Source organism: Calothrix sp. PCC 7507, assembly GCF_000316575.1.
Lineage (GTDB): Bacteria > Cyanobacteriota > Cyanobacteriia > Cyanobacteriales > Nostocaceae > Fortiea.
Genome location: NC_019682.1, coordinates 5,890,553 through 5,915,056, shown reverse-complemented (window position 1 = coordinate 5,915,056; position 24,504 = coordinate 5,890,553). Strand labels below are relative to the sequence as shown.

General features: G+C 42.2%; 20 protein-coding genes and 1 tRNA gene. 8 read left to right on the top strand and 13 right to left on the bottom strand.

Annotated elements, in window-relative coordinates:
* Window positions 1-147: 147 nt before the first annotated feature.
* The 3 genes from CAL7507_RS25320 (at window position 148) to CAL7507_RS25310 (ending at window position 2,329) form a co-directional block, all read left to right on the top strand.
* Complete coding sequence (locus tag CAL7507_RS25320; protein ID WP_015131333.1) at window positions 148-1,179, top strand: VOC family protein; 1,032 nt, start codon at window positions 148-150, stop codon at window positions 1,177-1,179.
* A gap of 143 nt (window positions 1,180-1,322) precedes the next feature.
* Complete coding sequence (locus tag CAL7507_RS25315; RefSeq protein ID WP_201447918.1) at window positions 1,323-1,871, top strand: hypothetical protein; 549 nt, start codon at window positions 1,323-1,325, stop codon at window positions 1,869-1,871.
* Between the two features lie 89 nt (window positions 1,872-1,960).
* Entirely contained in the window at window positions 1,961-2,329 is a 369-nt protein-coding gene (locus CAL7507_RS25310) for a pentapeptide repeat-containing protein (protein WP_015131331.1), read from the top strand.
* A gap of 58 nt (window positions 2,330-2,387) precedes the next feature.
* Here CAL7507_RS25310 and CAL7507_RS25305 read toward each other — a convergent pair whose 3' ends face one another.
* Entirely contained in the window at window positions 2,388-2,819 is a 432-nt protein-coding gene (locus CAL7507_RS25305; RefSeq protein ID WP_042341578.1) for a deaminase, read from the bottom strand.
* Between the two features lie 136 nt (window positions 2,820-2,955).
* The gene (locus CAL7507_RS30255; protein ID WP_160166360.1) at window positions 2,956-4,404 is read right to left on the bottom strand and encodes a transglutaminase domain-containing protein; all 1,449 of its coding nucleotides are present in this window, start codon (window positions 4,402-4,404) and stop codon (window positions 2,956-2,958) included.
* 473 nt (window positions 4,405-4,877) lie between these two features.
* Between CAL7507_RS30255 and msrA the strand changes: the two genes are divergently transcribed.
* A complete protein-coding gene (gene msrA, locus CAL7507_RS25295; RefSeq protein WP_015131328.1) occupies window positions 4,878-5,555 on the top strand; it encodes a peptide-methionine (S)-S-oxide reductase MsrA in 678 nt (225 codons plus the stop codon).
* Window positions 5,556-5,753: 198 nt separating this feature from the next.
* Window positions 5,754-7,580, top strand: coding sequence for a molybdate ABC transporter permease subunit (gene modB / locus CAL7507_RS25290; RefSeq protein ID WP_015131327.1), 1,827 nt, complete (start codon window positions 5,754-5,756; stop codon window positions 7,578-7,580).
* A gap of 95 nt (window positions 7,581-7,675) precedes the next feature.
* Here the strand turns inward: modB and CAL7507_RS25285 are convergent, their stop codons facing one another.
* From CAL7507_RS25285 to CAL7507_RS25275, 3 genes are all read right to left on the bottom strand, one after another.
* Complete coding sequence (locus CAL7507_RS25285) at window positions 7,676-8,068, bottom strand: DUF5615 family PIN-like protein (protein WP_015131326.1); 393 nt, start codon at window positions 8,066-8,068, stop codon at window positions 7,676-7,678.
* Complete coding sequence (locus tag CAL7507_RS25280; protein WP_015131325.1) at window positions 8,065-8,439, bottom strand: DUF433 domain-containing protein; 375 nt, start codon at window positions 8,437-8,439, stop codon at window positions 8,065-8,067. The genes CAL7507_RS25285 and CAL7507_RS25280 overlap by 4 nt, the downstream gene beginning before the upstream one ends.
* A 367-nt stretch (window positions 8,440-8,806) precedes the next feature.
* Window positions 8,807-9,889: a class I fructose-bisphosphate aldolase gene (locus CAL7507_RS25275; protein WP_015131324.1), complete on the bottom strand. Its 1,083-nt coding sequence runs from the start codon at window positions 9,887-9,889 to the stop codon at window positions 8,807-8,809.
* A gap of 290 nt (window positions 9,890-10,179) precedes the next feature.
* Here CAL7507_RS25275 and CAL7507_RS25270 point away from each other — a divergent pair, with 290 nt between their 5' ends.
* Entirely contained in the window at window positions 10,180-10,542 is a 363-nt protein-coding gene (locus CAL7507_RS25270; protein ID WP_015131323.1) for a hypothetical protein, read from the top strand.
* A 640-nt stretch (window positions 10,543-11,182) separates the two neighbouring features.
* On the opposite strand, the gene CAL7507_RS25265 is transcribed toward CAL7507_RS25270, so the two are convergent.
* A tRNA-Val gene (locus CAL7507_RS25265) sits at window positions 11,183-11,256 on the bottom strand.
* Window positions 11,257-11,592: 336 nt separating this feature from the next.
* Here CAL7507_RS25265 and CAL7507_RS25260 point away from each other — a divergent pair.
* Entirely contained in the window at window positions 11,593-12,369 is a 777-nt protein-coding gene (locus CAL7507_RS25260) for an SDR family oxidoreductase (RefSeq protein WP_015131322.1), read from the top strand.
* 56 nt (window positions 12,370-12,425) lie between these two features.
* Here CAL7507_RS25260 and CAL7507_RS25255 read toward each other — a convergent pair whose 3' ends face one another.
* The 7 genes from CAL7507_RS25255 to CAL7507_RS31085 form a co-directional block, all read right to left on the bottom strand.
* A complete protein-coding gene (locus CAL7507_RS25255) occupies window positions 12,426-13,205 on the bottom strand; it encodes a photosystem II S4 domain protein (protein ID WP_015131321.1) in 780 nt (259 codons plus the stop codon).
* A gap of 163 nt (window positions 13,206-13,368) precedes the next feature.
* The gene (locus CAL7507_RS25250) at window positions 13,369-13,872 is read right to left on the bottom strand and encodes a hypothetical protein (protein ID WP_015131320.1); all 504 of its coding nucleotides are present in this window, start codon (window positions 13,870-13,872) and stop codon (window positions 13,369-13,371) included.
* A gap of 230 nt (window positions 13,873-14,102) precedes the next feature.
* Entirely contained in the window at window positions 14,103-14,480 is a 378-nt protein-coding gene (locus CAL7507_RS25245) for a hypothetical protein (protein ID WP_042342483.1), read from the bottom strand.
* Window positions 14,481-15,106: 626 nt separating this feature from the next.
* Entirely contained in the window at window positions 15,107-17,299 is a 2,193-nt protein-coding gene (locus CAL7507_RS25240) for a TolC family protein (RefSeq protein ID WP_015131318.1), read from the bottom strand.
* Window positions 17,300-17,404: 105 nt separating this feature from the next.
* Window positions 17,405-18,967, bottom strand: coding sequence for a circadian clock protein KaiC (kaiC, locus tag CAL7507_RS25235; RefSeq protein ID WP_015131317.1), 1,563 nt, complete (start codon window positions 18,965-18,967; stop codon window positions 17,405-17,407).
* 84 nt (window positions 18,968-19,051) lie between these two features.
* Window positions 19,052-19,366: a circadian clock protein KaiB gene (gene kaiB, locus CAL7507_RS25230; protein ID WP_015131316.1), complete on the bottom strand. Its 315-nt coding sequence runs from the start codon at window positions 19,364-19,366 to the stop codon at window positions 19,052-19,054.
* A 170-nt stretch (window positions 19,367-19,536) separates the two neighbouring features.
* A complete protein-coding gene (locus CAL7507_RS31085) occupies window positions 19,537-20,118 on the bottom strand; it encodes a KaiA family protein (RefSeq protein WP_015131315.1) in 582 nt (193 codons plus the stop codon).
* Window positions 20,119-21,014: 896 nt separating this feature from the next.
* Between CAL7507_RS31085 and CAL7507_RS25220 the strand changes: the two genes are divergently transcribed.
* Window positions 21,015-24,491 (top strand): ATP-binding protein, encoded by a 3,477-nt coding sequence (locus CAL7507_RS25220; protein ID WP_015131314.1) that lies wholly within the window; start codon window positions 21,015-21,017, stop codon window positions 24,489-24,491.
* The last annotated feature ends 13 nt before the right edge of the window (window positions 24,492-24,504 follow it).

Sequence of the window (24,504 nt, the reverse complement as noted above, 5' to 3'; positions counted from 1 at the left end):
AGTATTTTTGCAAACACTTTATTTTTAAGGCTTAAGTTGACACGTATGGAGAAAACCCCACCCATACGGGTTTGCGGTTGAAAATCGTACTCAACCAGATTGGGAAATGCTATATGAGTTAGATATTCCAACTCAGCAATCAATAATATGACTCAAAGCCAACAAACTACTATTAAAGGTATCTATGAAGTCTGTATTGGTGTCCCAGAGCCAATTTCGGCAATTCAATATTGGGAGCAATTTGGCTACCGCATCGGTCAAGTGGGGGAATTATCCGCAGATGTAGCCAATCAATTATACGGGGTGAATTCATCGTTGCGATCGATTCGCCTTTACCACCAAAATGCAGATCATGGTTTGATTAGGTTGATGGTGTGGGAAAATCCCACAAATCAGGGGTTAGGGACGGGGACGATGAAAGTCAAGGGAAACCGCTGGGGTACGACTTTAACCGCTGATGCGTTAACTATCTTAAATCATGCAGAAGAAGCCAAAAAAGCAGGTTGGGATATTAGGTACAGTCCGCCTTACTGGGACATTATCTACAACAAAGAGAGAAAAAGCCGTCCTTTTATCGATGAAGCAGTTGGGGTACGAGAAATGCTGCTTTTGCAACCCTTAGCTAGACAAGTTCTATTTCAACGATTTGGCTATTCCCTACCACATTACGGACAAATTAACCAAAACTCTACTTTCAAAACTAGCCAATTTACCCACATGGGTTTAATCACTCAAGATGACAGCAAAGAAACCTTGAAGTTTTATGAAGAGGTTTTAGGTTTGCTGCGTGTGCGTGACGATGTTGAGACTAGTTATGAATCATCACCTGCAGGTAGAGATATTTTTGATCTTAATCCAGGTGAAAAATTTATTGTCACTGCTTTTGATGATCCGCGTTCTTCGCAAACTGACTTCAGTGCTGCGCGTAGTGGCAGACTTTATATTGTGCGGTTTCCAGAGGCGATTAATTTAGAGTCGCGGTTTGCAGATGCACGACCGGGTAGCTGGGGAATTTCATTATATACCTACCGTGTTGGGGGAATTGAAGAATTTAGCGATCGCATTAGCCAAACTCCAGCACAAAATCTCACAAGCATCGTTGCGAATGAGTTTGGCGAGAAAAGTTTCTCCTTCATGGCACCAGATGGCTACTTCTGGACTTTGGTAGAGGGGGAATAGCGAATAGAGGATAGCAATTTTTAAGCGAAGTAAGAAGCGCTCCCCCAAATGTCAGCCACCTAAAACAGCCAAAATCTCCCAACACAACCCGGAGAGGAGGTTGGAATATTTGAATAAATACCAAATATCTGACCGCTACAATGATGCTAATGAAAATTTGGGTTGCTACAGTTTTACTTTCATCTTCTTGGCTAATCTCTGGGGTAATGGCTGCTGAACCGATTAGCGCTAATTCTCTTTTAGCACAGAAGCCTGTCGCCACACCTGCTAACTCCAGCAATCCTCAAGCGATTACTGTCAATAAAGCTGAGTTTGGGGTTGAGAGAGTTGATTCTCCAGGCAAATTTACCTTTATCCCGACGATGAGAGTGCCATTTCGGGAGGGTAATAGATATGGGTGGCGAATTCAACTCAAGGACTACAAGGGTGAAGTGACATGGAAAGAAATCTTGCGATTACCAAAACGTCCAGAAACCTGGGGTACAACTAGCACAGAAAACTTTGCAATATCTCCAACTGGCGAGGAAGCGGTGACAACGCGTACAGTGAAAACTACTGATGGTGTAATTAAGAATTTTTGGACGATAACCCCTGGTGATCCCCCTGGTAAGCATAAGATAGAGGTGTATGCTGGCGATCGCTTACTAGGCTCTTTTGATTTTGAAATAACTCAAATTAAAACTAGAATTTAGCCAACAAGGGTAGGGAGTGGGAGAATAACTCCCAACTCCCAACTCCCAACTCCCAACTCCCAACTCCCATTGATCAAGGTTAACGAATTATGGATGCTAATGAATTACAGCAGCGTTATACCGCAGGGGAGAAACATTTTCCAGCGGTGAACCTGAGTAAAGCGAGATTAATTGGCGCTTATTTACCAGGAATCAATCTTTGGGGAGCAGATTTAAGTCAAGCCAACCTTGCTAAAGCTAAACTTTGGGGAGCAGACTTAAGTCGAGCTAACCTCGCCAAAGCCAACTTGACTAGAGCTAATTTAAGTGGTGTGAAACTGAATGAAGCTAATCTGCGGGGAGCCAAACTCAGCTATGCCAAGCTGTATGGCGCTAATCTGAGTGGCGCTTGCTATGATGACAGCACGCGATTTTCTCAAGATTTTGACCCCGTTAGTTGGAATATGCGGAAGTTTTAGATTTGGTGGGAGTGAAACAGGCGATCGCATTATAGCAACTCTCAGATCGCTGATTTTATCATCCCTTTAATAGATATTGCTGGAGAAAGGCATTCACCTCATCTGCACATAACCCAACATGAACTATCTTTCCTGCTTTTCGCAGAATATCTAATCCTTTGCCATTATTGCGGGGTTCTGGATCAACTATAGATACATATATCTCACTTATCCGCGGATCTTGGGCGATCGCTAAAGCACATGCAGGTGTGCGACCATGAAAAGAACAAGGTTCAAGAGTTACATACATTTTCAAGCAGTCAAAAACTTGGTCTCGAATCTGATTGAGCGCGTCAGCCTCAGCATGATGTTTCCCCGGCGCTCTTGTGTATCCTGTTGCTACTATCTTTTCACAGTCTACAATTACACATCCTACTGGTGGGTTGGGTAAACATTCTGGTAAAGCTTTTCTACTTTGAATTAAAGCAGTTAACATAAATATCTCATCCATTGTTGGTAAAGACTAGAGTATTATTAAGCATTTATATAGCGGTTCCCACTCAGATGCGGTACAAAATTATATCGCAAGCTGTAGTAGCACAGCAGTGCCGTGCCTTTAGGGGTGTAACTCACGTAACCGAGAATTGCTATAAAGCATGAAATTTCATTTGACCGATAGGACTAACATTTTTTCCCACACTGAAAACTAGAACTTGGTAATCTCCCACTTCCGGAAATTGACAGGATATATGGATTTTTCCTTGAGTATTTTGTTGACTTTGGCACTTGTTGAAATTTTGCTGCCTTTCTTCTTGATTATCTTTTGGTAAATCCCAGATTGAAGAATCAACTTCTTTTATTTTTGTAAAGATAGCAGCAATTCTCTTTTGGTAGTTTGCAGGAGTTTTAATCAAAATTTCAGCGGCATTTTTAACATTTGTTTGATATTCAGTTGGTGAGATTAGTAATAAATTTTCGGTGAAAAATTGAGGTGTGAGAATAGGTTGTTTTTCAAAATTATTCTGGTCTAAAATAATAGATAAAAGTTGCCAGTTTAAATGACTGGGAAAATGACTCATGCTCATTACTTGAGGAGGAGGCATAAGGTAGTCTGCGCTATACGAAGAACCAAGTGCATTAGAATCGCTATCATCCCATGTTGTATCCACTAATTGCCAGTTATCTGCAACTTTCACTGCATTCCATGCATGAAGTGTCCAATCATAATTAGACTTTAAAAGTCTTAATACTTTAGGAATTAATTCTATAGGAGCTAAGTCTTGACGAATTTTCCCTTGGATATAAACAACTTTTGTACCGATATTCTGTCCTAATGCCATGAAGAGATTGGCATAGCCTTCACAAACTGCCTTGTGAGTTTGAAAGACAGTTTGAGCATCTTGAGGAGGTCTTATTCCTGTTTTCAGGACTTCTAAATCATAAGTAACTCGGCTAATTACATAATCATGTAACGCTTTAATTCGCAAGTATGGATCTGATTCTTGTTTAGCAATATATTCAGCAACAGATTTAATACTTGTTTCTACCTCGGATGGCATATTGACAACAATTGGATGAATTTTTTGATGATCTGTCCAGGGCCAAGGTGAATTTAATACAGGGGGTGTAGGTTTATATACTAGATGAGTGACAAAATCATTAACTGGATTAATAATTATAAATGGGTTGGCTTGATAAACTAGTGCTATTATCAGCAGGGTAAAACCTATAAAATATTTATAATTGATAGTTTTGAGAAGTTCTAAGGAAGATAGAAAAGATTGATAGCGAAGTTTTGCACTAGGATTATTAATAATATAAACAGTTAAAATTATCAGTAGTCCAATAATAATTAAAACCAGCGGTTTTGTACTAATAGACATATTGCCTATTTTTAAGAAGAGATTGCTTTGTAGCCAGAAATATATAAACCCTATAGCTATAAGTGCAATCAAAAGAATTATCCCTATTTTCTGAGCTATGTGCTTTCTCTTTTTCCGTTTTAACTTACGAACCTCTTCGAGAAAATTGCGTTCAAAATTCTGCGGCATAGAAACACCTTTTTTGATCTTGATTTTCGCTAAGTTTGTGAACACTCCAGGTATTTTAGGGTGCGTTAGGATAAAATCCGTAACGCACCAAATCCTTGATAATGGTGCGTTACGCTGTCGCTAACGCACCCTACGGTCTATCGCTAAAGCACTAAATTAGCTGAAACAGTCCACTACGGTCTATCGTACTAATTATGCTAGGTTAGCCGTGTTCAGATCCCCGACTTCTTGTAGACACCCGTAGGGTGGCTTCCCGCAGGGTAGAAGTCGGGGATCTCACAGCCCATCAGAATTGACATTTACTAGAGATGCTAAGATATTTTCAAAAAAAATGGATTCTCATACCAATTTTCTTATTATTTTCTCATTCAAAACTCAGCTATATCTCGGTTAAAAGAGGGATACTACACATAACTTATTAAATCTATTAAAGCGCATCTATGCATAAATGGAGCTTGAAAATCTCCATAGCAATATATGCATCTACTAAATTAATAATTACAGGATTTCACGACCTTATGTCAACTCGTAGCTTTACTCTCTCTCGCGACTTAGTACGCAACTTGTCTCTCATTTCACTGGCTGTTTTACTTGTGTATGGTGCATCTTGTGTAATGCTTCCCGCACCTGCGATTGATATCTCGACTTCTACACCCCAAGGGAAGCAGACGGCGGTTTTTGCTGGAGGTTGCTTTTGGGGAATGGAAGCGGTTTTTGAGCATCTCAAGGGGGTTTCTGATGTTGTCTCTGGCTTTTCCGGAGGTGATCCCAGAACTGCAAACTACACCCTTGTCAGTTCCGGATTCACCGACCACGCCGAATCGGTGAAAATTATTTATGATCCATCGCAGATATCATATAAAGATCTGCTGAAGGTCTATTTTTTGGTGGCGCATGACCCAACACAGTTGAATCGACAGGGTTCTGATTCTGGTAGACAATATCGTTCGGCAATCTTTTTTGTTAACGACAAGCAGAAGCAGGTCGCACAAGATTATATCAATCAACTCAACAAAGCACAGACTTTCCATAAACAAATTGTGACCGAATTAGCTCCCTTGAACGGTTTTTATCAAGCTGAGGCCTACCATCAGAACTATATTGTACGTAATCTAGGCGATCGCTATGTCGTCACACATGAATTGCCAAAGCTAGCTAAACTCCAAACAGCGTTCCCTAAGATGTATAAAAAGTAAGGCGCTGTAGATTTTTCCCTATATCCACAAACTCCATCCGCTCTTGGGTTGGAGTTTTTTATTATATCTACCAACTTTTTTATCATTAAGTTGGTAAATTATAAATTAATTGATTTAAATGCTGGAGATTTTGGACTCACTCAAGCGATTTCTAGCCATAACACCTTTTTATACACGCTAATTATTTCCTAATAAGCTATGTCAATTGATTTATCACCCCTATGGATATCACTTAAAACATCATTACTAGCTACATTTATTACTTTTTTTCTCGGTATTACTGCTGCTTATTGGATGCTGGGATATCGCGGTAAAGCAAAATCACTAATTGAAGGTGTCTTTGTCGCTCCGCTAATCTTACCACCGACTGTTATCGGCTTTTTGTTACTGCTGTTTTTTGGTAAAAATGGCCCTGTGGGGAAACTCATGCAGCCATTTGATTTCAGCATTGTCTTTACTTGGTATGGTGCGGCGATCGCCGCTACAGTAGTTTCATTCCCATTAATGTATAAAACTGCATTGGGAGCTTTTGAACAGATTGATAGTAATCTGCTGCGGGTAGCCAGAACCTTGGGTGCAAAAGAATCAACCATTTTTTGGCGGATCAGTTTACCTCTAGCACTCCCAGGAATTTTAGCAGCGACAACTCTGGCTTTTGCCCGTGCTTTGGGTGAATTCGGTGCCACATTGATGTTGGCTGGGAACATTCCCGGACAAACCCAAACGATTCCGATGGCGATTTATTTTGCTGTGGAAGCTGGTGCAATGAATGAAGCTTGGTTTTGGGCGATCGCTATTATGGTAATTTCTCTATCAGGAATTATCATCGTCAACTTTTGGCAAGAATTAAGGGAGAAAGGAGGACAAAGGGGACAGAGAGGACAAAGAGGACAAGGAAGAGAATCATCTTTGTTGCAGACATCATCGTCCCCAGGTAGACTACTTGTAGACATTGAAAAACGACTGTCTAGTTTCCACCTACAAGTCGCTTTCACCGCTGATGAGCAACCCTTGGGATTGTTGGGTGGTTCTGGTGCTGGTAAAAGTATGATTCTGCGTTGTCTGGCGGGGATAGAAACACCAACAAAGGGGCGCATTATCTTAAATGGTAAAGTATTGTTTGACTCAGAACAAAAAATTAACGTACCTAGCCGCGATCGCCGTATTGGTTTTTTATTCCAGAATTACGCTCTCTTCCCGCACATGACAGTGGCACAAAACATCGCTTTCGGTTTACCCAAAGGACTGTCCCCTGGGAGTATCCGAGTACTAGTAGAAGAACAACTATCAGCCATGCAATTACAGGGATTAGGCGATAGTCCCGCCAACACTTTCAGTGAACGCTATCCACACCAACTTTCTGGCGGTCAACAGCAACGGGTAGCCTTAGCAAGAGCATTAGCCAGTCAACCAGAAGTATTACTCTTAGATGAGCCGTTTTCGGCACTCGATACCCACCTGCGGAGCCAATTAGAACAGCAAATGACCGCCACTCTCGCTAATTACCAAGGTGCGACACTATTTGTCACCCATAATATGGAAGAGGCTTATCGAATTTGCCCAAATTTATTGGTATTAGAGCATGGTAGAGCAGTTCAGCATGACTCCAAACAAAATATTTTTGAGCATCCGGCAAATGTCAGTGTGGCTCAGTTAACTGGATGTAAAAACTTTTCTCGTGCTGTTTCCTATGCATCCCAGCAAGTGGAAGCAATTGATTGGGGTTGTACCTTGCAAGTCATTGAACCTGTCAACAGTGAGTTTTCCCACATTGGCATTCGTGCCCATCAAATTATTTTTACCAACAACCCCAACCAAGAAAATACATTTCAGTGCTGGGTTGTTAGGACAAGCGAAACACCACACCGGACGACATTATTTATTAAATTACATTCTGCTGGTCATAGTCCCCAAGATTACCATCTACAAGCAGAAGTCTTCAAGGAAAAATGGGCAATTATGAAAGATCAGCCTTTTCCTTGGTATGTGCGTTTAGATCCTCTGCAATTGATGTTGATGAAGTAATTTAGGATGATGCTACGTTTCTTAGCCTGAGATCAAAATATTGTGATTTGTATTTCTCAACCTGGAACTGCAAAAACTGCTTTCTACCGAAAGTTTTATGGAATGAAAATTCGACCTACTCCCATATAGTTTTCCAGATCGAACAAAATCTCAATCAGGCGAGTGGCGCATTTTTGCCGATAGCTACTTTCATCAAATCGATCAGGGTTTCCAATTGTCAGAATTGGCAGAGAAGTCGGTGTATTTTCGTCACGTATTGTCTGTTCCAGAGAATCGTCTCCCTTCATATTTCGATTAGCTGTAATCAAAACCATCTGGTTGGTTTGAGCAAATTGCCAAACGACGCGATCACTACTATCCATTGGCAATCCAATCTCCTGAAACGTGAAGAAGCGGATAGATAACAAGTCAAGCCATCCTTCCGCTGAGAGCGTTCCCCAGAATAAAACAGCATCACCCGTTAAGTTGTAATCAATCAGGAAGTTCATGACTGGGCTTCAATGCGTGCTTTCCAGGCTTGAAGTTTTGCACGAAGGGCTTCTTGATCTGGCTTAGGGGGAATCGCTGCGATCTTGGCAAATCGTTCGCGATTTCGCTCTTCCCAATATTGCCGAATTTCCGCTGCTGTTCGCAGACATTCTTGGTATTCTGCTTCAACCTCGGTACGATGGGTCTCAATATATGCTAAGGCTGAATGAATTTGCTCATCGTTAAGACCGAGCTTTTCACGAATAAGCTTTGGTGGATACTGAGCCTTCAAATAGTCCATCACATCATAAACAGTGATGCGTGTACCGGCGATCGCCAATCCACGCTCTGTGCGAATGATCGCTACTTGCCCATTTGATGCGAGAGTCATATTCAATGCTCCTCAAAGCCTAACTTTATGATAACCAATGAAAAATTCACAGTAGGAGAACTCCAGCCGGATTGTTAGACCGCTTTCTTGGAGCAAATAAAATGAACCAAAAAATCATCGATGTTTAGGTTGTCTGAGCAAGCTCTATAAATATTTTTAATCATTTCTCAGCACACGATAGGATTCATAACTGATAATCCAAATATCGATCGCCAACAAGAGTGTTAACTTATTTGTCTGGAATTTAGGCGGGAAATCTGTGGCAATCTGGACACTATATCATTTGTAGCAATTATAAATAAGGGAGTCGGGGGAGCAAGCAATGATCATTAATTTATCCCCCTACTCTCAGTTACCAAATATGGGATCAGGCTATGGTCACATCAGGTGATAAGTAAACATCTTGAATAGCATGAAATAGCTTGACTCCTTCCTCAAATGGACGCTGGAAAGTCTTACGTCCAGAAATTAACCCTGTACCGCCAGCGCGTTTATTAATAACTGCGGTGCGAACGGCTTCTACAAAGTCGTTCTTACCAGATGCGCCACCAGAATTAATCAAACCTGCACGTCCGCTGTAGCAATTAAGCACCTGGTAACGAGTCAAATCAATTGGGTGGTCAGTGGTTAATTCGGTGTAAACTCGTGGATCAGTTTTGCCGTAACTCTTACCAGTCGCCTTAGCTACTGCACCATAACCATTGTTGTTTTCAGGCAACTTTTGTTTGATGATATCGGCTTCAATGGTTACACCCAGGTGATTTGCTTGTCCTGTGAGGTCGGCGGCGAGGTGATAATCTTGGTCTTGTTTAAAACTGTTGTTTCGCAGATAGCACCAGAGAATAGTTACTAAACCGAGTTCATGAGCGCGTTTAAAGGCTTGGCTAATCTCCTGAATTTGCCTGGTAGAATTCTCTGAACCAAAATAAATTGTCGCGCCTACAGCCACAGCCCCTAAATTCCAAGCTTGTTCGACATCAGCAAATAATATCTGGTCAAATTGATTGGGAGATGTGAGTAACTCGTTGTGATTGATTTTGGTAATAAAGGGAATTTTGTGGGCATATTTACGTGAAATGCTGCCTAAGACACCCAAGGTTGTGGCGACAGCATTGCAACCACTGGCGATCGCTAGTTTGATAATATTTTCGGGATCAAAATAAATTGGGTTAGGTGCGAAAGATGCCCCAGCAGAATGTTCAATCCCTTGGTCTACTGGGAGAATTGAGAGATAGCCAGTATTCGCCAGCCGACCATGAGCATAGAGTTGTTGGAGATTACGCAATACTTGAGGATGGCGATCGCTGTTAAGCCAGACTCGATCTATAAAGTCTGGTCCTGGTAAATGTAGTAAATCGTGAGAAACCTTTGCCTTGTAGGTAAGTAGGTCTTCTGCCTCTTTCCCCAGCAGTGACTCAATAGAACTACCTTCTAAAAGCGTTGCAGTCATGGTGTTTTCCTCAAAATCTGAGCAAATGACTTCGCCTTTAAGATAGCATTTTTACCATTCCAGGACTTACACCACTGGTACGAAAAGGTTTAATTCCACAAGTGTACCTGAGAAAACACTGTTATTCTTGGTTATACTTGGTTCTCATTGTTACATGAGAAAAGGCTGAGAATCATCTAAATTTTTTCAAAGAATAAATTCATGAAAATTATGGCTAGGTTTCAATCGGCTCTCAGTCACGCCTGACATACTTTGGATATTCGAGAGCAGTCAAACAAAAGGAGCCACAAATGAAACTTACACCTATACTTGCAAGTCTTGCCTTGGCTGGTTTTATCACAGTTTGGGATGCACCACTGAAAGTAATCAATCCCTCATTAGTTCAAGCCTCAGCCGCTCAAGAACCTTCTCCTACAGAAAAAATTGCCTTAGTGACTAAAAACAAAGGTCAGATTGGTGGTGGGGATCAACTGCGTCGGTTCTTTTTTGGCGACTTAGAGCCAATTGGTATCCAGGTTGGTGGTGCAGGTCATGTGGTTAACCTTTACAACAAAGCCAATGACGTTACATTCGCTTACTGTTCACATTACGACGTGGTTGTTGCAGTCAAAAAAGGTAAAGTAGCTCAGTTCCAACCCAGCGAAGTCAAGTAGCGTGTAATTTACTTATTTTTTCAGGGGTTGATTGAGTATATTCTCCATTCATCTCATCAACCCCTTGAACGGAACAGAAATGCTGATCAGAAGCAATGGTATTATCCAGCTTTTGTAGTTTTAATTGATGAGGAGGAACGACGAACGCAAGAGCGTGTCGCAGACAAGCAATCGCTTTAACTACGGGATTATGTGATTAGTGACGTACTCCACACACTCCTATCGAGGGTGAGTGTGTTTTTGAGTGATGCCCATCAATGTGCCTGTAAACTGTGACGTACTCCACACACTCCTATCGAGGGTGAGTGTGGGCTTCTCAATGACTCCTCCATAAGGACATTAGTGGATTGCAGTTTTGGTTGTGTGGGTAAATTTAAATTCCTGCTGTAACCACTCTTCAGGTCTGAGCAACCTATGAGATTGTACAACAACCGATAATGCTTTTGTGTTTGGATGTGGCAAGCAGGGGAAGTTTTACCTCAATTTGATACTCTTGTCGGGATTTGTTATCTTCTTGGGATAAGCTTATTAGATTTTCTAACATCTAATTGCGCCGACTTTTTCAACCATAACCTTGCCGTTGCGGCAAACTCAAAGTTGAAATCACAATGACAAATAATCTGTCACTGTCCAGTAATAATGGACGTAACTGGATTCGAACCAGTGACCTCTACGATGTCAACGTAGCGCTCTAACCAACTGAGCTATACGTCCTTAACCACACAATTATCAACAATAGCATATCTTTCTGTCAAAAGTAAATATCCCTGCTCTAGAACTCAATGTTGCAGCCTTTTCTGTGCCGCTGACAGCAATCTTTGCGCTCCTGGATAGGCTATTGTTCCGGCTTTAACAGTTTTTGCTAGAAAATTATTTATCTTACTGAGTGCTGCTTTTAGTCTTTTAGGCATATCACTCTGGGTGGTTAAAATTGACTATAAGTATTGTTAATATCTATAAAGAGATTGTATTGGGGGCTGGGTAATCAAAGATATTTCCCATGCCTAATCCCCAATTTCTAATCACTAGTCCCTCATCCTTAATTCCTTCATGTCAACTGCTTTAATTACTGGTGCATCTGGTGGTATTGGTAAAGCTTTTGCTCAAAAACTAGCTGCACGCCAGACAAATCTTGTTCTTGTTGCTCGTTCTGAAGAGAAACTAAATCAACTAGCCCAAGAACTACAAGAAAAATACAAAATTCGAGTAGATGTTATAGTTAAAGACTTAACAGAAACTAATGCTGCTAATGCGGTATTTGATGTCACCAAATCTCAAGGATTAACTATTGATTTGTTAATCAATAATGCTGGTTTTGGTGACTATGGCGATTTTGCCGAACGAGATGGAGAACGGCAAGTAAAGATGGTGCAATTAAATATTTTGGCATTGGTAGATTTAACCCACCAATTTCTACCATTGATGCGACAACGTCGTTCTGGAAGCATTATTAATGTATCTTCGATCGCTGCATTCCAACCGATACCATATCTTTCGGTTTATGCTGCTAGTAAAGCTTTTGTTCTCAGTTTTAGTGAATCACTGTGGGCAGAAAATCGTCAGTATGGTGTGCGTATCTTAGTTGCTTGTCCGGGTCCGACAGAAACCGACTTTTTTACTGAAGCCGATTTTCCCCAATCTTTTACCGGGAAAACTAGTAAGATATCTACTCCCGAAGAAGTGGTAAATGATACTCTAAATGCTTTGGAAAGAGGAGATTCAACAGTTGTCAGCGGCAGTTTTTTAAGCAAAATTATCACAAATTTATCTAGGTTTGTACCGAGAGAAACTCTAGTGAGTATTTTGGAAAAGCAGTTTAAAGCTTAGAGGAGTCAGTTATCAGTTATCAGTTATCAAATTTACTGTTCACTGTTCACTGTTCCCTACATATACCTTGTTAACTGGACTCGGTAGCGGTCTTTTTTGGTGACGGCTATTTCTCCTACTTCCAAACGTCCTTTAGTGCGAATGGCGATTAAGTCGCCTGCTTTAACTTGAGAACTAGCTTGGGTAACTTCCTTCCAGTTGACACGAACATCGCCGGAGTCGATTAAGTCAACCATTTTACTGCGGGACATGCCAAAACCAGCGGAGGCGATCGCATCTAATCGCAACGACGCTTCGACGGTGGTTAATTCTTTTTTCTTCGGTTCCCGGACTTTTAACTCGCTAAAATCAATCCGCCGGGTTTTCACAGGCACCGATCGCACTTGGTTAAGACTCATCTCTAAAAACTCTACCAAATCCGGTGCAACGATCGCCTGTGCCCCTCTCTCCCCCAAAACCACAATATCTCCCGTCTTTTCACGGACAATTCCTGTCCCCAGCATTGCGCCTAAAAAGTCGCGGTGAGAGGCGGTGTCAAACAAGAAATTCCCGGCAATTTCTAGCAACACCAGGTCAACTTGGGATTGATCTAAAGGCATTTCCGCACGGGCGATCGCTATTCTTTGGCGTTCCGCTTGCGGATATCCCCCCCATGTCACCAATTGCACCTCTGTCAACCGACTAAACACCCGTTGAATTTCAGCCAATTCTGGCGGCGACAAAAAATCTGTCAAAACCACTTCCCAAGTTTTAATCGCCTGTTCTGCTTGGTCAATGACACGAGCTATGCTATCTCGATTTTCAACACTTTTTAAAAGTTCTTCTCTTGGCAACATCATCAAAAATTAAATAGGCCAGCATAAATCAAGGTTAACTAATCTCAAGGGTCAGGAGTCAGGAGTCAAGGGTCAAGGGTCAAGGATCATAAATTATTCTCTCCCAATACCCCATGCCCACTTGCCCTGAGCGAAGCCGAAGGGATGCCCCATCCCCCATTCCTTAACTAGTAGGATCACCATAACCTTGTATATTTTCTGGCTCAAACTGACGTAAGATGCGGGTTGCTTGACGAGTCAAAGTTTCAGAACCCTCAACCACTATTAAATATTTACCCGCATCTAAGCGGTTACGGTAAGGTAAAGCATCACCACTACCTACAAGTAAGCCAACTCCACCGCCCACCAACACACCACCCATAGCACCGCTGCCAGCGCCCAGCAGTCCGCCAATAATGTGATTACCAATTTCACCTGCCCAAGCAAAGGTATCTAAACCAGTAATTAAGCTAAAGGTGAAACCAGCAAAAAAACCAAATGGTACTAGCCAGAGTGTCATGAGCTTTGCCTGGTTTTTAGCTTGCTCTTTAGGATCAATCAAGCCAAACTCGTCAGCGGTTTTGTAACCCCTGCCCAGGATAGTACTTTTTATGCTTTCTTTTTCTAAGCCTAAGTAAGCAGCTTCGGCTTGGATACGGTCTGGTAATACGGCAACAAGGTAATTCATCAATTTAAGAAAAAGCGTCTGATAAAGTTTCTGCCTTAATTAACAGCGTATCAGTCCTCTGTTATCAGTTATCAGTTATCAGTTATCAGTTTTTCAGGGTCAAGAGTCCAATATTAATTTTGAATTTTGCAAAAAGTTGCGTGCGGGAGTCCCAAGAGTCGAGCAAACTTTTCAAGACGAGTTTTGAATTGTTTGTCTCTCCTATGTCCCATGCCCCATGCCCCAAAATATCACTTGAGCGAATCGAGTGGCTCACAAAAATTGTTCACGCCTTGCTTGAGGACGTATATCAAAACAGGTGTTGCTAAAATCTTGGGAAACGTCGGCATTGTGATGAGGTATTGCATCATTCCCTGAACTGAGCCATTGAGCAAGTTTTCTCGAAATCCTGGATCGCAAATTACAGCACGCCAGTTTCTCGCCAAAGCATCTAACCACTCTGAATTTGCTCTTTCTGGTTGTTGTCCTGCTCTAATGGCTAGGGTCATTGCCGCATCTTCTAAATCTCCCTCACAATCCTCAATCAAATCGAGTACTTCCATTGCTCTGGGATCATCTGCTAATTGAGAGCGAAATTGTGCAATTTCTTTCGATGTAACTGTGGTCATAATTTTTTCATAAGTAGTATCTGGAACATCAATGCCGTAAGCGAAAACCAAGCTAAGTAGCCGGACAAAAATATTTACAGTCATTGCGTAATTAATTCTGTCATACTACTTAATAGGTATGTGTCGCCAGAAAACCCTTCGACTACGCTCAGGGTAAAAGATTTGGGTCTTGGGAATCAGGACTCCTGCCCTGGGAGGGAATATAAGACCAATGGGACTACAGAGTTCTGAAAGATTTTCCTGTTGAATTGGGAAGTTCTGTTTGTATACACGGTGGAGTAGTTCACATACTCAGCTTATGTTATAGCAAGAAATGGAAAATAGGGAATTCTTCACAGGCTTGAAAGTCTATGGGTGTCAGTGTTTTCTTGTGAGTTTATGCCCTAATCTACCTATTCACTGCTATACATAAATCTCTAGGGGCAAACAATCATTCGCCCCTAGAGATTAATCTATTTTTTGGCTAGTCTTAGCTTGTCTAAGACTAGTGGTTTGTCAATTTTGTTTTGAGGGGTTTTTGGTAGTGCGGGCCGAAAAGCCCGCGTGAGCGAGACGCTCACACTACAGTCCCTCATTTCAACCCTGACAGACTACTAGCCAAAAGACCTTTAACTCAGCCCTCTTGATTATTGACGGAATGCTCTAAAAGTGACAGAGCGTTGTAATTGAGCCAAAGCGCGGTTGTAATCCAAAATAGCTCTGACACGATTACCTTCAGCTACAGTCAAGTCATTTTCAGAGTTGATTACATCAGTTTGAGTCCCAACACCAGCCTGAAAGCGCAAACGTGCTAACCGTAAAGCTTCTCTAGCTTGTTCTAGAGCAGTATTAGCGGTTTGAACATTTTCTAAATTAGATTTCTGGGTAGAAAAGGCTTGTTCTACCTGAAACCGAATTTGGTTACGCTGGTTAGCAAAGTTAGTTTCTGCGATCGCAATATTAACTTTCTGTTGAGCTGCTCTTGCTCTTGCTGCTCCCCCATCGAACAAATTCAGGGTAGCCCTAACTCCCACAGAATACCCATCACTAACGCCAACACCATCATCAAACTGATCTAGCAAATCGTAGGTAGCAACCAAACTAACTTGTGGCCCTAGCGACGCCAGTGCTTGTCGTCGTTGCTGCTCACTAATGTTACGTTGCGCCAACTGTTGTTGCAGTTCTGGACGGTTTTGAAAAGCTAACACAATACTTTGTTCCAATGACTGGTTCCAAAGACCGGCTAGTTTTACAGGGTCAGCAGCACTGATATTCACCGATTGCGTTAAACTTATCCGAGTAGCTAATTGACGGCGGGCTATTTGCTGTTGAGAAATAGCATTAGTTAGGGTTTGTTGAGAATTTGCTAAATTTACCTGAGAGCGCAGCACATCGAAGCGAGTACCCACCCCAGCGCGCTCTAAAGCTTCTGCATCTTTCAAACTCGCCTGAGCATTTTGCACGGCTGACTGGGAAATCCGAACCTGTTCATCAGCTTGTTGCAGATTGTAGTAATCAGTAGATACATTGAGACGGATGTCTTCAGCGCTACTTTCCACAGCCAATTCGTCAGAACGTAATTGCTCCTCAGCCGCTCTAATGCTAGCTTGCCTTTGACCAGAGGTATAAAGGCTATATGATAGTTGTGCTTGACCAGTGAAAGATGTATTAGCTTGAGCTGAATCTACAGGCGATCGCAGTTGCTCCGGTAGACCCTCTTGTGCTTGCTCTTCTAATTTGGTCTGAAGTGTCTCTGAAGTAGACCGTTGGCGAGTTACACTAGTACTAATACCCACTGTGGGCAACAAAGCCGCTTGGGCCTCGCGTAAAGCCTCTTGGCTGCGTTGTCGCGTCAGTATAGCCACCTGTAGATCCCGATTGTTCCGCTGCGCCAACTCTAAAGCCTGTGCTAAAGTAATCGGCTGATTGCTTTGCAGCATGACTTCCTCTGGCTTGGTAGGAAATTGCAGAGGATTGGGACTCGGGTTCAGGTTATCAAGAACCTGTCTAGGATCAGCAGGCGCAGGAATGACATTTCCCGGCGTAGTCGGAACTTGTCCAGAACCACCAGCAGGTGCAGGAATGACGTTTCCTGGCGTAGTCGGAACTTGTCCAGAACCAGCAGGTGCAGGAATGACATTTCCCGGCTTAGTTGGCATATTTTGGACTACCCGTTCCCCAGAGTCAATTTTTTGTAGACAAGCTCTAGAAGACTGTAGTAGAGAAGCCTTTTCTAGTGAGCAACTGGGTATCTGCAACAGCTTTGCTGCTCCTGTACTCGTGACTACAGTTTGTAAAACATTCTGCGATTGAGCATCAGGACTTTTTCTTTGAACTAATGGCTGCTGTGAAGAAGACAGAGAAAATGTTGTTTGCTGGACAGCAGTCGGAACGACTAAATTTTCTGATTTCTGCCCCAAGTGACTCTGTTGTCGGTTGCTTTGGGCAGAAAGATTCTGGTCTAGCTGTTGGTTAGCAGATGAAGTAGATGTCAAACTGAAAAATCTACTTTCATTTTTCCTAAGTACTTGTGCTTTTTTGAGACCAAAATTTTCCCTTGCAATTAACGGAATTTTATCCTGATTTACAGGCTTGACATTTAGTGCCATCCACTCAGGATAAGGAGCCAGAGAGGGAGAACTATTGCCCGTGGCACTTGGCAGTTGCTGATTAGCAATATCCGCAACCAATGTTCGACCATAAGTAGAGGTCGAGACACTAGGAGAAGCTGCCAGCTGTACCCCATTTACTTTTACAGTCACAGCCCAAGCAGGCTGTGTTGTTAATACCGCTGCTGTCACACCAGGCAAGAAACTATAGAATATTTGCTGTCCTTTCACCGCATCCCCTCACACGAAAATCAATTCTAGCGGCAGAATACTTTTCTTCACCACAGAATATAGCACGACACTAAATTTAGGAAAGGATATAGTACGATACTAAATTTAGGAATCGGAACTCTGTTTATCATCAAAACGCCTGACGATGCGAGAAAGTTCCGCCTTTTCATCGATACTAACGCGGGTAGGGGCACCACTGACAATCCGCTCATAATTCCGGAAAGAATCTTTAATATCTGGTCCGTCGGCGGTAATATTATATTCGCGGATGCCCTTGTCATGCCAAGAACCCCGCATTTTGAATACATTGATCGCTCGAGACATCTCTCCCCGAATTTCCACGTATTGCAACATCAAAATTGTGTCGGTAATCGTGGAAATGTGGGAGTCAGTGATTGAATGTGACCCCATAAACTGGTCTGTTGTATTGGTGAAAAAACCAGTAATTTCTTCTTGTTTAGCATAACCTGTAACACCGATCACAAACTGTCGGAATGCATTATTACTAACCCCTCTAGCTAGGGCTGAAAGGGAGTCAATAGCAATGCGGGCTGGCTTAAAGACAGCTATTTCCGTCTTGATAATTTGTAAGTGATCTTCTAAACCAGTAGATTCTGGATAGGTACAAATGATTTTGAGTAAACCTTGATGTTCTAGCGCCTCAAAATCAATTCCCCACGAAGAAGCATTACGAGACAGTTGGGCACGTGATTCTTCATAAGCAAATAATATCGCTCGTTCGCCGCTGAGGCAGCCATCTTGAATAAACTTGCTTACTAACAAGGTTTTACCAGTACCTGTAGCTCCTGTTGCCAAAATAATAGAATCTTTAAAGAAACCACCTCCGCACATCTCATTCAAGGTTTTGACACCAGAAGATACGCGGATATTAGAAGACCTTTGTGTTAAGCGCATCGCCCCCAGTGGGAAAATATTGACTCCGTCATTGGTGATTGTAAAAGGATATTCGCCTTTCATGTGAGTTGTGCCGCGCAATTTGAGAATTTCAATTGTGCGCCGACGACGTTCCCCTTCTAAAACGTTACGGACAATGACGACATTATCCGAAACAAATTCTTCTACCCCAAAAGAAGCAACAGACCCATATTCTTCACTACGTTCGGTCGTAATTATTGTGGTGACATACAGTAGTTTGAGGCGTGCTACAAGGCGAAAAATTTCCCGCCGCACTACTCCCATAGCTTCATATTGCTGAAATACTGCTGTGATTGAGTCAACGGAAACTCTTTTCGCCTTATACTTGCGAATAGCATATTGCAAGCGCTCAATCAGTGCTGACAGGTCAAAGTTACCAACAATATCTTGACCTTCTGGATCAGGTGACGCATCAAGAATAAATAATTTACCTTCATCGATGAGACGTTGTAAATTCCACCCAAAAATATAGGCATTTTTAATAATGTCGCTGGGGGATTCTTCAAAGGTAACAAATACTCCTGCCTCATCAAAGTAGGTGATACCATTGTAAAGAAATTGCAGAGATAATAAAGTTTTGCCTGTCCCAGAAGTACCGCTGACTAAGGTGGTTCTCCCAACTGGTAAACCACCATGACTAATATCGTCGAAGCCCTCGATCATTGTCCGGATTTTCTCTACGCCATTAATTAATGGTATGTTGTTTTGCTCTGTTTGATCTTTTTCACTCATTGCTTGATCAAAAATACGGGATTAAACCCTGGTTTTCTGTGACTAATGTTTAGCGATCGCCGGAAATTTTTATAGTGAAGTATTTTACTCGCCCCAATCTTCTTCACTTAGTTCTTCATAGAGTAAATCTAGTCCAATCAAAACTCTTTCTCTATCTGAAAGATCACCGATAATTTTGCGTACGGGAGGGGGCAAAATTTTAGATAATGTCGGCGTGGCTAATATTTTATCTTCCTCGGCCAGCTGTGGGCTTTTGAGAACGTCGATCACTTTCAGGGCATAAACACCTTGAAACTCTTGGTCTAAAATGTCTTTTAGTGTTTTTAATGCCCGTACTGAATTTGGTGTGTTCCCTGCTACATAAAGCTTGAGAACATAGGTTTTTCTGGCTTTATTCATAAAGATACAGGCTAGATTTAAGGATAGAATTACCAAGTGCGATTTTGCATAGTGGCTCTTGATGTAGAACTACTAAGAGGTTTTTCGCCATCAGGAACTGGTGTTAGCATTAGTGACTAACTCGCATCACCCGCACATCAGAACTCGCAGAGTTATGCAGTTAAAGACAGTTACTTATACATCGAACATCTATAGGTTTCACACAGGTGAGCCAGAATATCTATTAGTGTCAGGCGGTAATCTAGTAATGTCTCATCGCTCCTTCCTTCTAATCTTAGCTGTTTAGAAAATTCTTCAATTACTTCCATGTGAATTTCGATGATTTGGGGCACAGGAATATTAGCACAAAATACCGCGTTGATAAATTTATCAATTTTTCCTTTGAGTGTTCTGTCTGTAGTAAAGTAGCTTATAAGAATTTCTTGGTAATCGAATTTAAGTTCCTGTAACAAAGCATCCTGCTCGTCCCTGCCCATCTGCTGAAAAAAGTTTTGGTGTGTTTGCTGATGATCTGCGAACACATAGTAATGTTTGTCAGTGAGGCTTTCATGAATATTTTGTGGCAACCACCCCAATAGATAGTAGGTTTTAGTAGTGGTGGTAGCTATCAGAGGTAGGTGGAACAATTGGGTATTAGTGGTGTTAATTAGGTTCCAGGCCCATTTAATCAATTCTTGTTTACTGGCTAGAACTACGAGACTCCATAATCTTTTTTTAACATTTGGTTGGAAAATTAATATTGGTAATAACATTTATTGTCTATATATCTCCTTTGCCCTCATGAAGTTTGGTGAGCTGATTAAGTTTAAGTATCGTCAACATTTTTAGACTCAGATTAAGTGTGTAGTAAACTTGTTAATCTGTATGAGGGTAAGTCTCTGTGTCAGCAATTAACATGATGCGGTGATTTTGCTTTAAGACTTAGTAGCCATCATGAACTGCCTGCCTATACTCTACTCACCCTGTGGGTTCTGCGTTAGCGGTACGGGTGATGCTAGTCGTCTACCGAGAAGAGCAATTATTCTAGTCTTGTTAGGCATTGCTTTACCACTTTGTGCAGGAACGCTTCGCGAATGTAGAAGCAAGCTACGTGCGTCGTCTTCTTCAGGATGAAGATGAGGAGATTTTTCTAACCGCTGAAACTGGGGTAGCAAACACTCCTTATGACTTCTCTGGGTAGCGCTGCTTCACTAACAACGGCTGAAAAAGAGACTAGGGGCTAGGATTTTTTACTCTGAACTCAGCACTTTTTTAAGTTAGGTCGTTGATGCGGCGTTAGTCTTAGAGGGTGCTGTAATTTAGTCAGTTGATGATGTGTAGATGCATATCCATCTATATATAGATTTTTTTATTTCGCTCCTTGATAAGATACTTAAACGAACTTGAAGGATTGTCGCATTCTAAATCATTATAATTCCTCAAGGTTCTAAAACGAATCTTTAGAGCCATAATTGTTTTAGTTATTGCTATAAGGAGGAATTGTCACATTAGGTAAGACACTGGTAAGGATGGTTGTCCGGAGTTGAATGCAGCAAAGGGAAACGCTACTGCTGTGAAAATTGGTGGACGTAACTAAGTATTTGTAATGGGACAGACCATTGTTTCAATGGCATTGAAATTGTAACGAGAATTTATATGAGTCTTCTTAATGGATATTGCTTCAGGCGTGAGTACCATCTGGTTAAATACCGATGGTGAAACCAGAGGCTTCCACAGGAAGAATGACCCCCGAAGCCTTATGTCAATGCTACAGTACCCGCTTTATGACTTTCTAGCAACCGTACCGAGCTGCGTCGAAACAAGTACTCTGGCAATGGTGCTGGAGATTTTTGAGAAAGAGCAGTGCGATCGCTTAATAGTGGTGAATCAGCAACAGTGCCCTATAGGATTGTTGTCTTCTGCCCATGTAATGCACAAATTGTGGGCAACAGTTGATTGTGAGCAATTGTTAAATTTGCCGCAGCCACTATTGACTTTTAGTTCATCGCTAATTACACCCATAAAAACCATATCAGCTAATGAGCGTGTAGAGCAATTTGGTTTATTTTTGCGCCACCAAGAAATCCCAGTTAATAGTAATTTAGATTGGGCACTTATTGACTCAGATGGTAGGTTTTTGGGACTGCTGGATAGCTCACGGCTGTTGAGATTATTAGCTAGAGAAAGAGTAGCACTTGGGGCAGCGTCTCCCATAAACTCAGTACTTCAGGGGTTGTCTCAGAGTCCACACCAAGAATATACAGAGGCTGAAGCTGCTGTGGCAACTCACCCACAGACACCTGAGCCAGCAAATCAAAACCAGGCACAAGTCCATAAGCAACTTGTGCAATTGTTGGAGCGACTGCCCTGGCCTTTAATGTTGCAAACTGGTACTGGCGAGGTGGTAGCGCAAAATCCAGCCTGGTGGCAGCAATTGGGAGTATTAAAAGATCCAGAAGGAGTCAGACAGCAAGTAGAGACAATACTTGCCCCCGCCCGATCTCAACAACCAGAATATCCCAGACAACAAGCTGTCAAGGTGCAGCCTAATGGCAGGGAAAGCTTTCATAGCGATGAAGAGCAAGCTATGCCACTGAAAATTTACCCTGAAGATAATAGCTTTGCAGTAAGAGGCGAAGCCATACAGCAAGCAACACCACCCATAAACAATATTTATCAGCAACAAACTTCCACACCGACTGCATCCAATCAGTGCTACTGGGATAGCCAGGTAGGTACTTGTACTTGTATTGTCGAAGTGCAAAGCGGCCAAGAGCGAGTCTGGCAGTTTGCGAAAATTCCATTAGATAGTCCTGAGTTAAAAGTTTTGCATGATGCATCTGAAATTGCACTTAATACTCAGGAAACAGAACTATGGCTAGTATTAGCAACTGATGTCACCGAACAGCAGCAACTTTGTAAAGAATTAGCAGCCAAGAATGCTGACTTGATTCAATTGAATCGGTTGAAGGACGAGTTTTTAGCCTGTATAAGTCATGAATTGAAGACTCCCCTGACTGCAGTTTTGGGGTTATCACGGCTGCTTGTAGATCGACAGTTGGGAGAACTAAACGAGCGTCAAGCGCGCTATGCAGGACTTATTCATCAAAGCGGTCGTCATTTGATGAGTGTGGTCAATGATATTTTAGATTTGACCCGGATGGAAACGGGACAGATGGATTTGACACTAGCACCGGTAAAAATCCAAGCTGTTTGCGATCGCGCTTTATTAGAAGCCAAAGCTATCCACACTCAAACTAGCAAAGCCCCGCCTGCTAATCAATCCCAACCAGCACCATCACCCGAACTCAAATTGAGCCTCTCGATTGAATCAGGGTTAGATCAAATGGTGGCGGATGAATTACGCTTACGCCAAATGTTAGTACACCTGCTTTCCAACGCCTTTAAATTTACCGAATTATCTGGGGAAATTGGGTTGAAGGTGAGTCGTTGGGAAGGTTGGATTGCCTTTACTATATGGGATACAGGTATTGGCATTCCTGAACACCAACAACATTTAATATTTCAAAAATTCCAACAACTAGAGAATCCCTTAACCAGGCAATTTGAAGGCACAGGACTAGGACTGGTGCTAACTAGAGCTTTGGCACGCCTCCACGGTGGTGATGTCAGTTTCTTGTCTCGTGAAGGCAAAGGTAGCCAATTTACACTCCTCTTACCACCAAGTCCCCCAAAAACAGGCTTTGCGGAGCCAGAGGAAGAAGAGACAGAATCCACAGAAATCAGAAACAACTCCATACCGGGACTAACGTCATCAAATCGGCAGCGTGTCAATACTTCTACACAACATCACCCTACGTCCTCGCAAAGGTTGGTGTTGGTAGTCGAGGCTGTGGCTCGATATATAGAAGACTTGACGGAACAGCTCAAAGGTTTAGGTTATCGCGTGGTGATTGCGCGATCGGGAACAGAGGCTGTAGAAAAAGCTCGGCGCTTGCAACCGAAAGCTGTATTTTTGAATCCGTTACTGCCGCTGTTGTCTGGTTGGGATGTGCTAACTTTACTTAAATCTGATGTAGCAACTCGTCACATTCCTGTGATTGTCACAGCAACTGGAGCCGAAAAGGAGCAAGCTTTTGCTAACCGATCTGATGGTTTCTTGAGCTTACCAGTACAGCATCAGAACTTGACCCCACTGCTAGAAACTTTATGTGCTACATCCACAATTCAACAATCAGGTTCACTCAGTGGTGAAACCATTCAGAATAAAAGCCCTCTCAGAATTCTGAGATTAGTTAATCCTGAGTTGGAATCAGTTAATCCGCACCCCTCACTGCGAGAACACCGAGTGATTGAAGTTGATGATTTAGATCAAGCAGAACTCTTGGCTCGGGTTTGGCAGTTCGATGTAGTGTTACTAGATGTAGAAAGTGCTGTAGCGCAAATTTATCTGCAACAACTCATTCAGCACCCACGTTTGGCCGCTCTACCCCTAGTTACTTGCGATGTCGCAACTACCCTAGCAGCTTCTCAAATTCCTGGATTGTCGGTGTTTCCTTGCTTAACACCACTTGGGAAAGATAATAGTAATCACTCCGACAAAACAGATGCCTTATTGTCAGTACTACAAATCGCCGCTGGTGTCTGCTGTCCACCCAGTATTTTAGTAGTGGATGTGATGATGCTACGGGATTTGCCTCAGGTAAAACGTAAGCAGGTGAGGGGTTATCGCTCAGAAAAACATTCCTCACTCAGCAGCGACACTGTAGAAAGAGGATCTGAATGGTTTCAAGCTCTAATTCAGTATCTCCAAACAGCTGGATTGAAAGCTGCAATGAGTGGATGTTGGGCAGAAGTATTACAACAAATTCGCCATCAAAGTGTTGATCTACTGCTAATTTGTTTAGGAGAATCCTCCGTCCATAAAGAAGTACTCAAAGCACTAAAAGCATTGGCAGATTCGCCTTTTAATTTACCACCAATTTTAGTGCTTGATCAGCGATTACATTCCACGCAGAGAATTTCTGAGTCTGATGTTCCCTTGCCGGAAATTGAGAAGCAGAAGAGAAATAGATTGCAATCTATAGAAACTGTTGTGAGTGCTATTTCTGCTCAAATTTTACCTCGCTCGATCTCAATGGAAGACTTATTAACTCAGGTTAATCAGGCGTTATCTGATAAGTAGGGAATGGGGCAGG

Excerpts from the sequence above, each read along its gene's own strand:
- CAL7507_RS25320 (WP_015131333.1), top strand. The coding sequence starts at position 148 with ATGACTCAAAGCCAACAAACTACTATTAAAGGTATCTATGAAGTCTGT.
- CAL7507_RS25315 (WP_201447918.1), top strand. The coding sequence starts at position 1,323 with ATGCTAATGAAAATTTGGGTTGCTACAGTTTTACTTTCATCTTCTTGG.
- CAL7507_RS25310 (WP_015131331.1), top strand. The coding sequence starts at position 1,961 with ATGGATGCTAATGAATTACAGCAGCGTTATACCGCAGGGGAGAAACAT.
- CAL7507_RS25305 (WP_042341578.1), bottom strand. The coding sequence starts at position 2,819 with ATGGATGAGATATTTATGTTAACTGCTTTAATTCAAAGTAGAAAAGCT.
- msrA (WP_015131328.1), top strand. The coding sequence starts at position 4,878 with ATGTCAACTCGTAGCTTTACTCTCTCTCGCGACTTAGTACGCAACTTG.
- modB (WP_015131327.1), top strand. The coding sequence starts at position 5,754 with ATGTCAATTGATTTATCACCCCTATGGATATCACTTAAAACATCATTA.
- CAL7507_RS25285 (WP_015131326.1), bottom strand. The coding sequence starts at position 8,068 with ATGAACTTCCTGATTGATTACAACTTAACGGGTGATGCTGTTTTATTC.
- CAL7507_RS25280 (WP_015131325.1), bottom strand. The coding sequence starts at position 8,439 with ATGACTCTCGCATCAAATGGGCAAGTAGCGATCATTCGCACAGAGCGT.
- CAL7507_RS25275 (WP_015131324.1), bottom strand. The coding sequence starts at position 9,889 with ATGACTGCAACGCTTTTAGAAGGTAGTTCTATTGAGTCACTGCTGGGG.
- CAL7507_RS25270 (WP_015131323.1), top strand. The coding sequence starts at position 10,180 with ATGAAACTTACACCTATACTTGCAAGTCTTGCCTTGGCTGGTTTTATC.
- CAL7507_RS25260 (WP_015131322.1), top strand. The coding sequence starts at position 11,593 with ATGTCAACTGCTTTAATTACTGGTGCATCTGGTGGTATTGGTAAAGCT.
- CAL7507_RS25255 (WP_015131321.1), bottom strand. The coding sequence starts at position 13,205 with ATGTTGCCAAGAGAAGAACTTTTAAAAAGTGTTGAAAATCGAGATAGC.
- CAL7507_RS25250 (WP_015131320.1), bottom strand. The coding sequence starts at position 13,872 with ATGAATTACCTTGTTGCCGTATTACCAGACCGTATCCAAGCCGAAGCT.
- CAL7507_RS25245 (WP_042342483.1), bottom strand. The coding sequence starts at position 14,480 with ATGACCACAGTTACATCGAAAGAAATTGCACAATTTCGCTCTCAATTA.
- kaiC (WP_015131317.1), bottom strand. The coding sequence starts at position 18,967 with ATGAGTGAAAAAGATCAAACAGAGCAAAACAACATACCATTAATTAAT.
- kaiB (WP_015131316.1), bottom strand. The coding sequence starts at position 19,366 with ATGAATAAAGCCAGAAAAACCTATGTTCTCAAGCTTTATGTAGCAGGG.
- CAL7507_RS31085 (WP_015131315.1), bottom strand. The coding sequence starts at position 20,118 with ATGTTATTACCAATATTAATTTTCCAACCAAATGTTAAAAAAAGATTA.
- CAL7507_RS25220 (WP_015131314.1), top strand. The coding sequence starts at position 21,015 with ATGGATATTGCTTCAGGCGTGAGTACCATCTGGTTAAATACCGATGGT.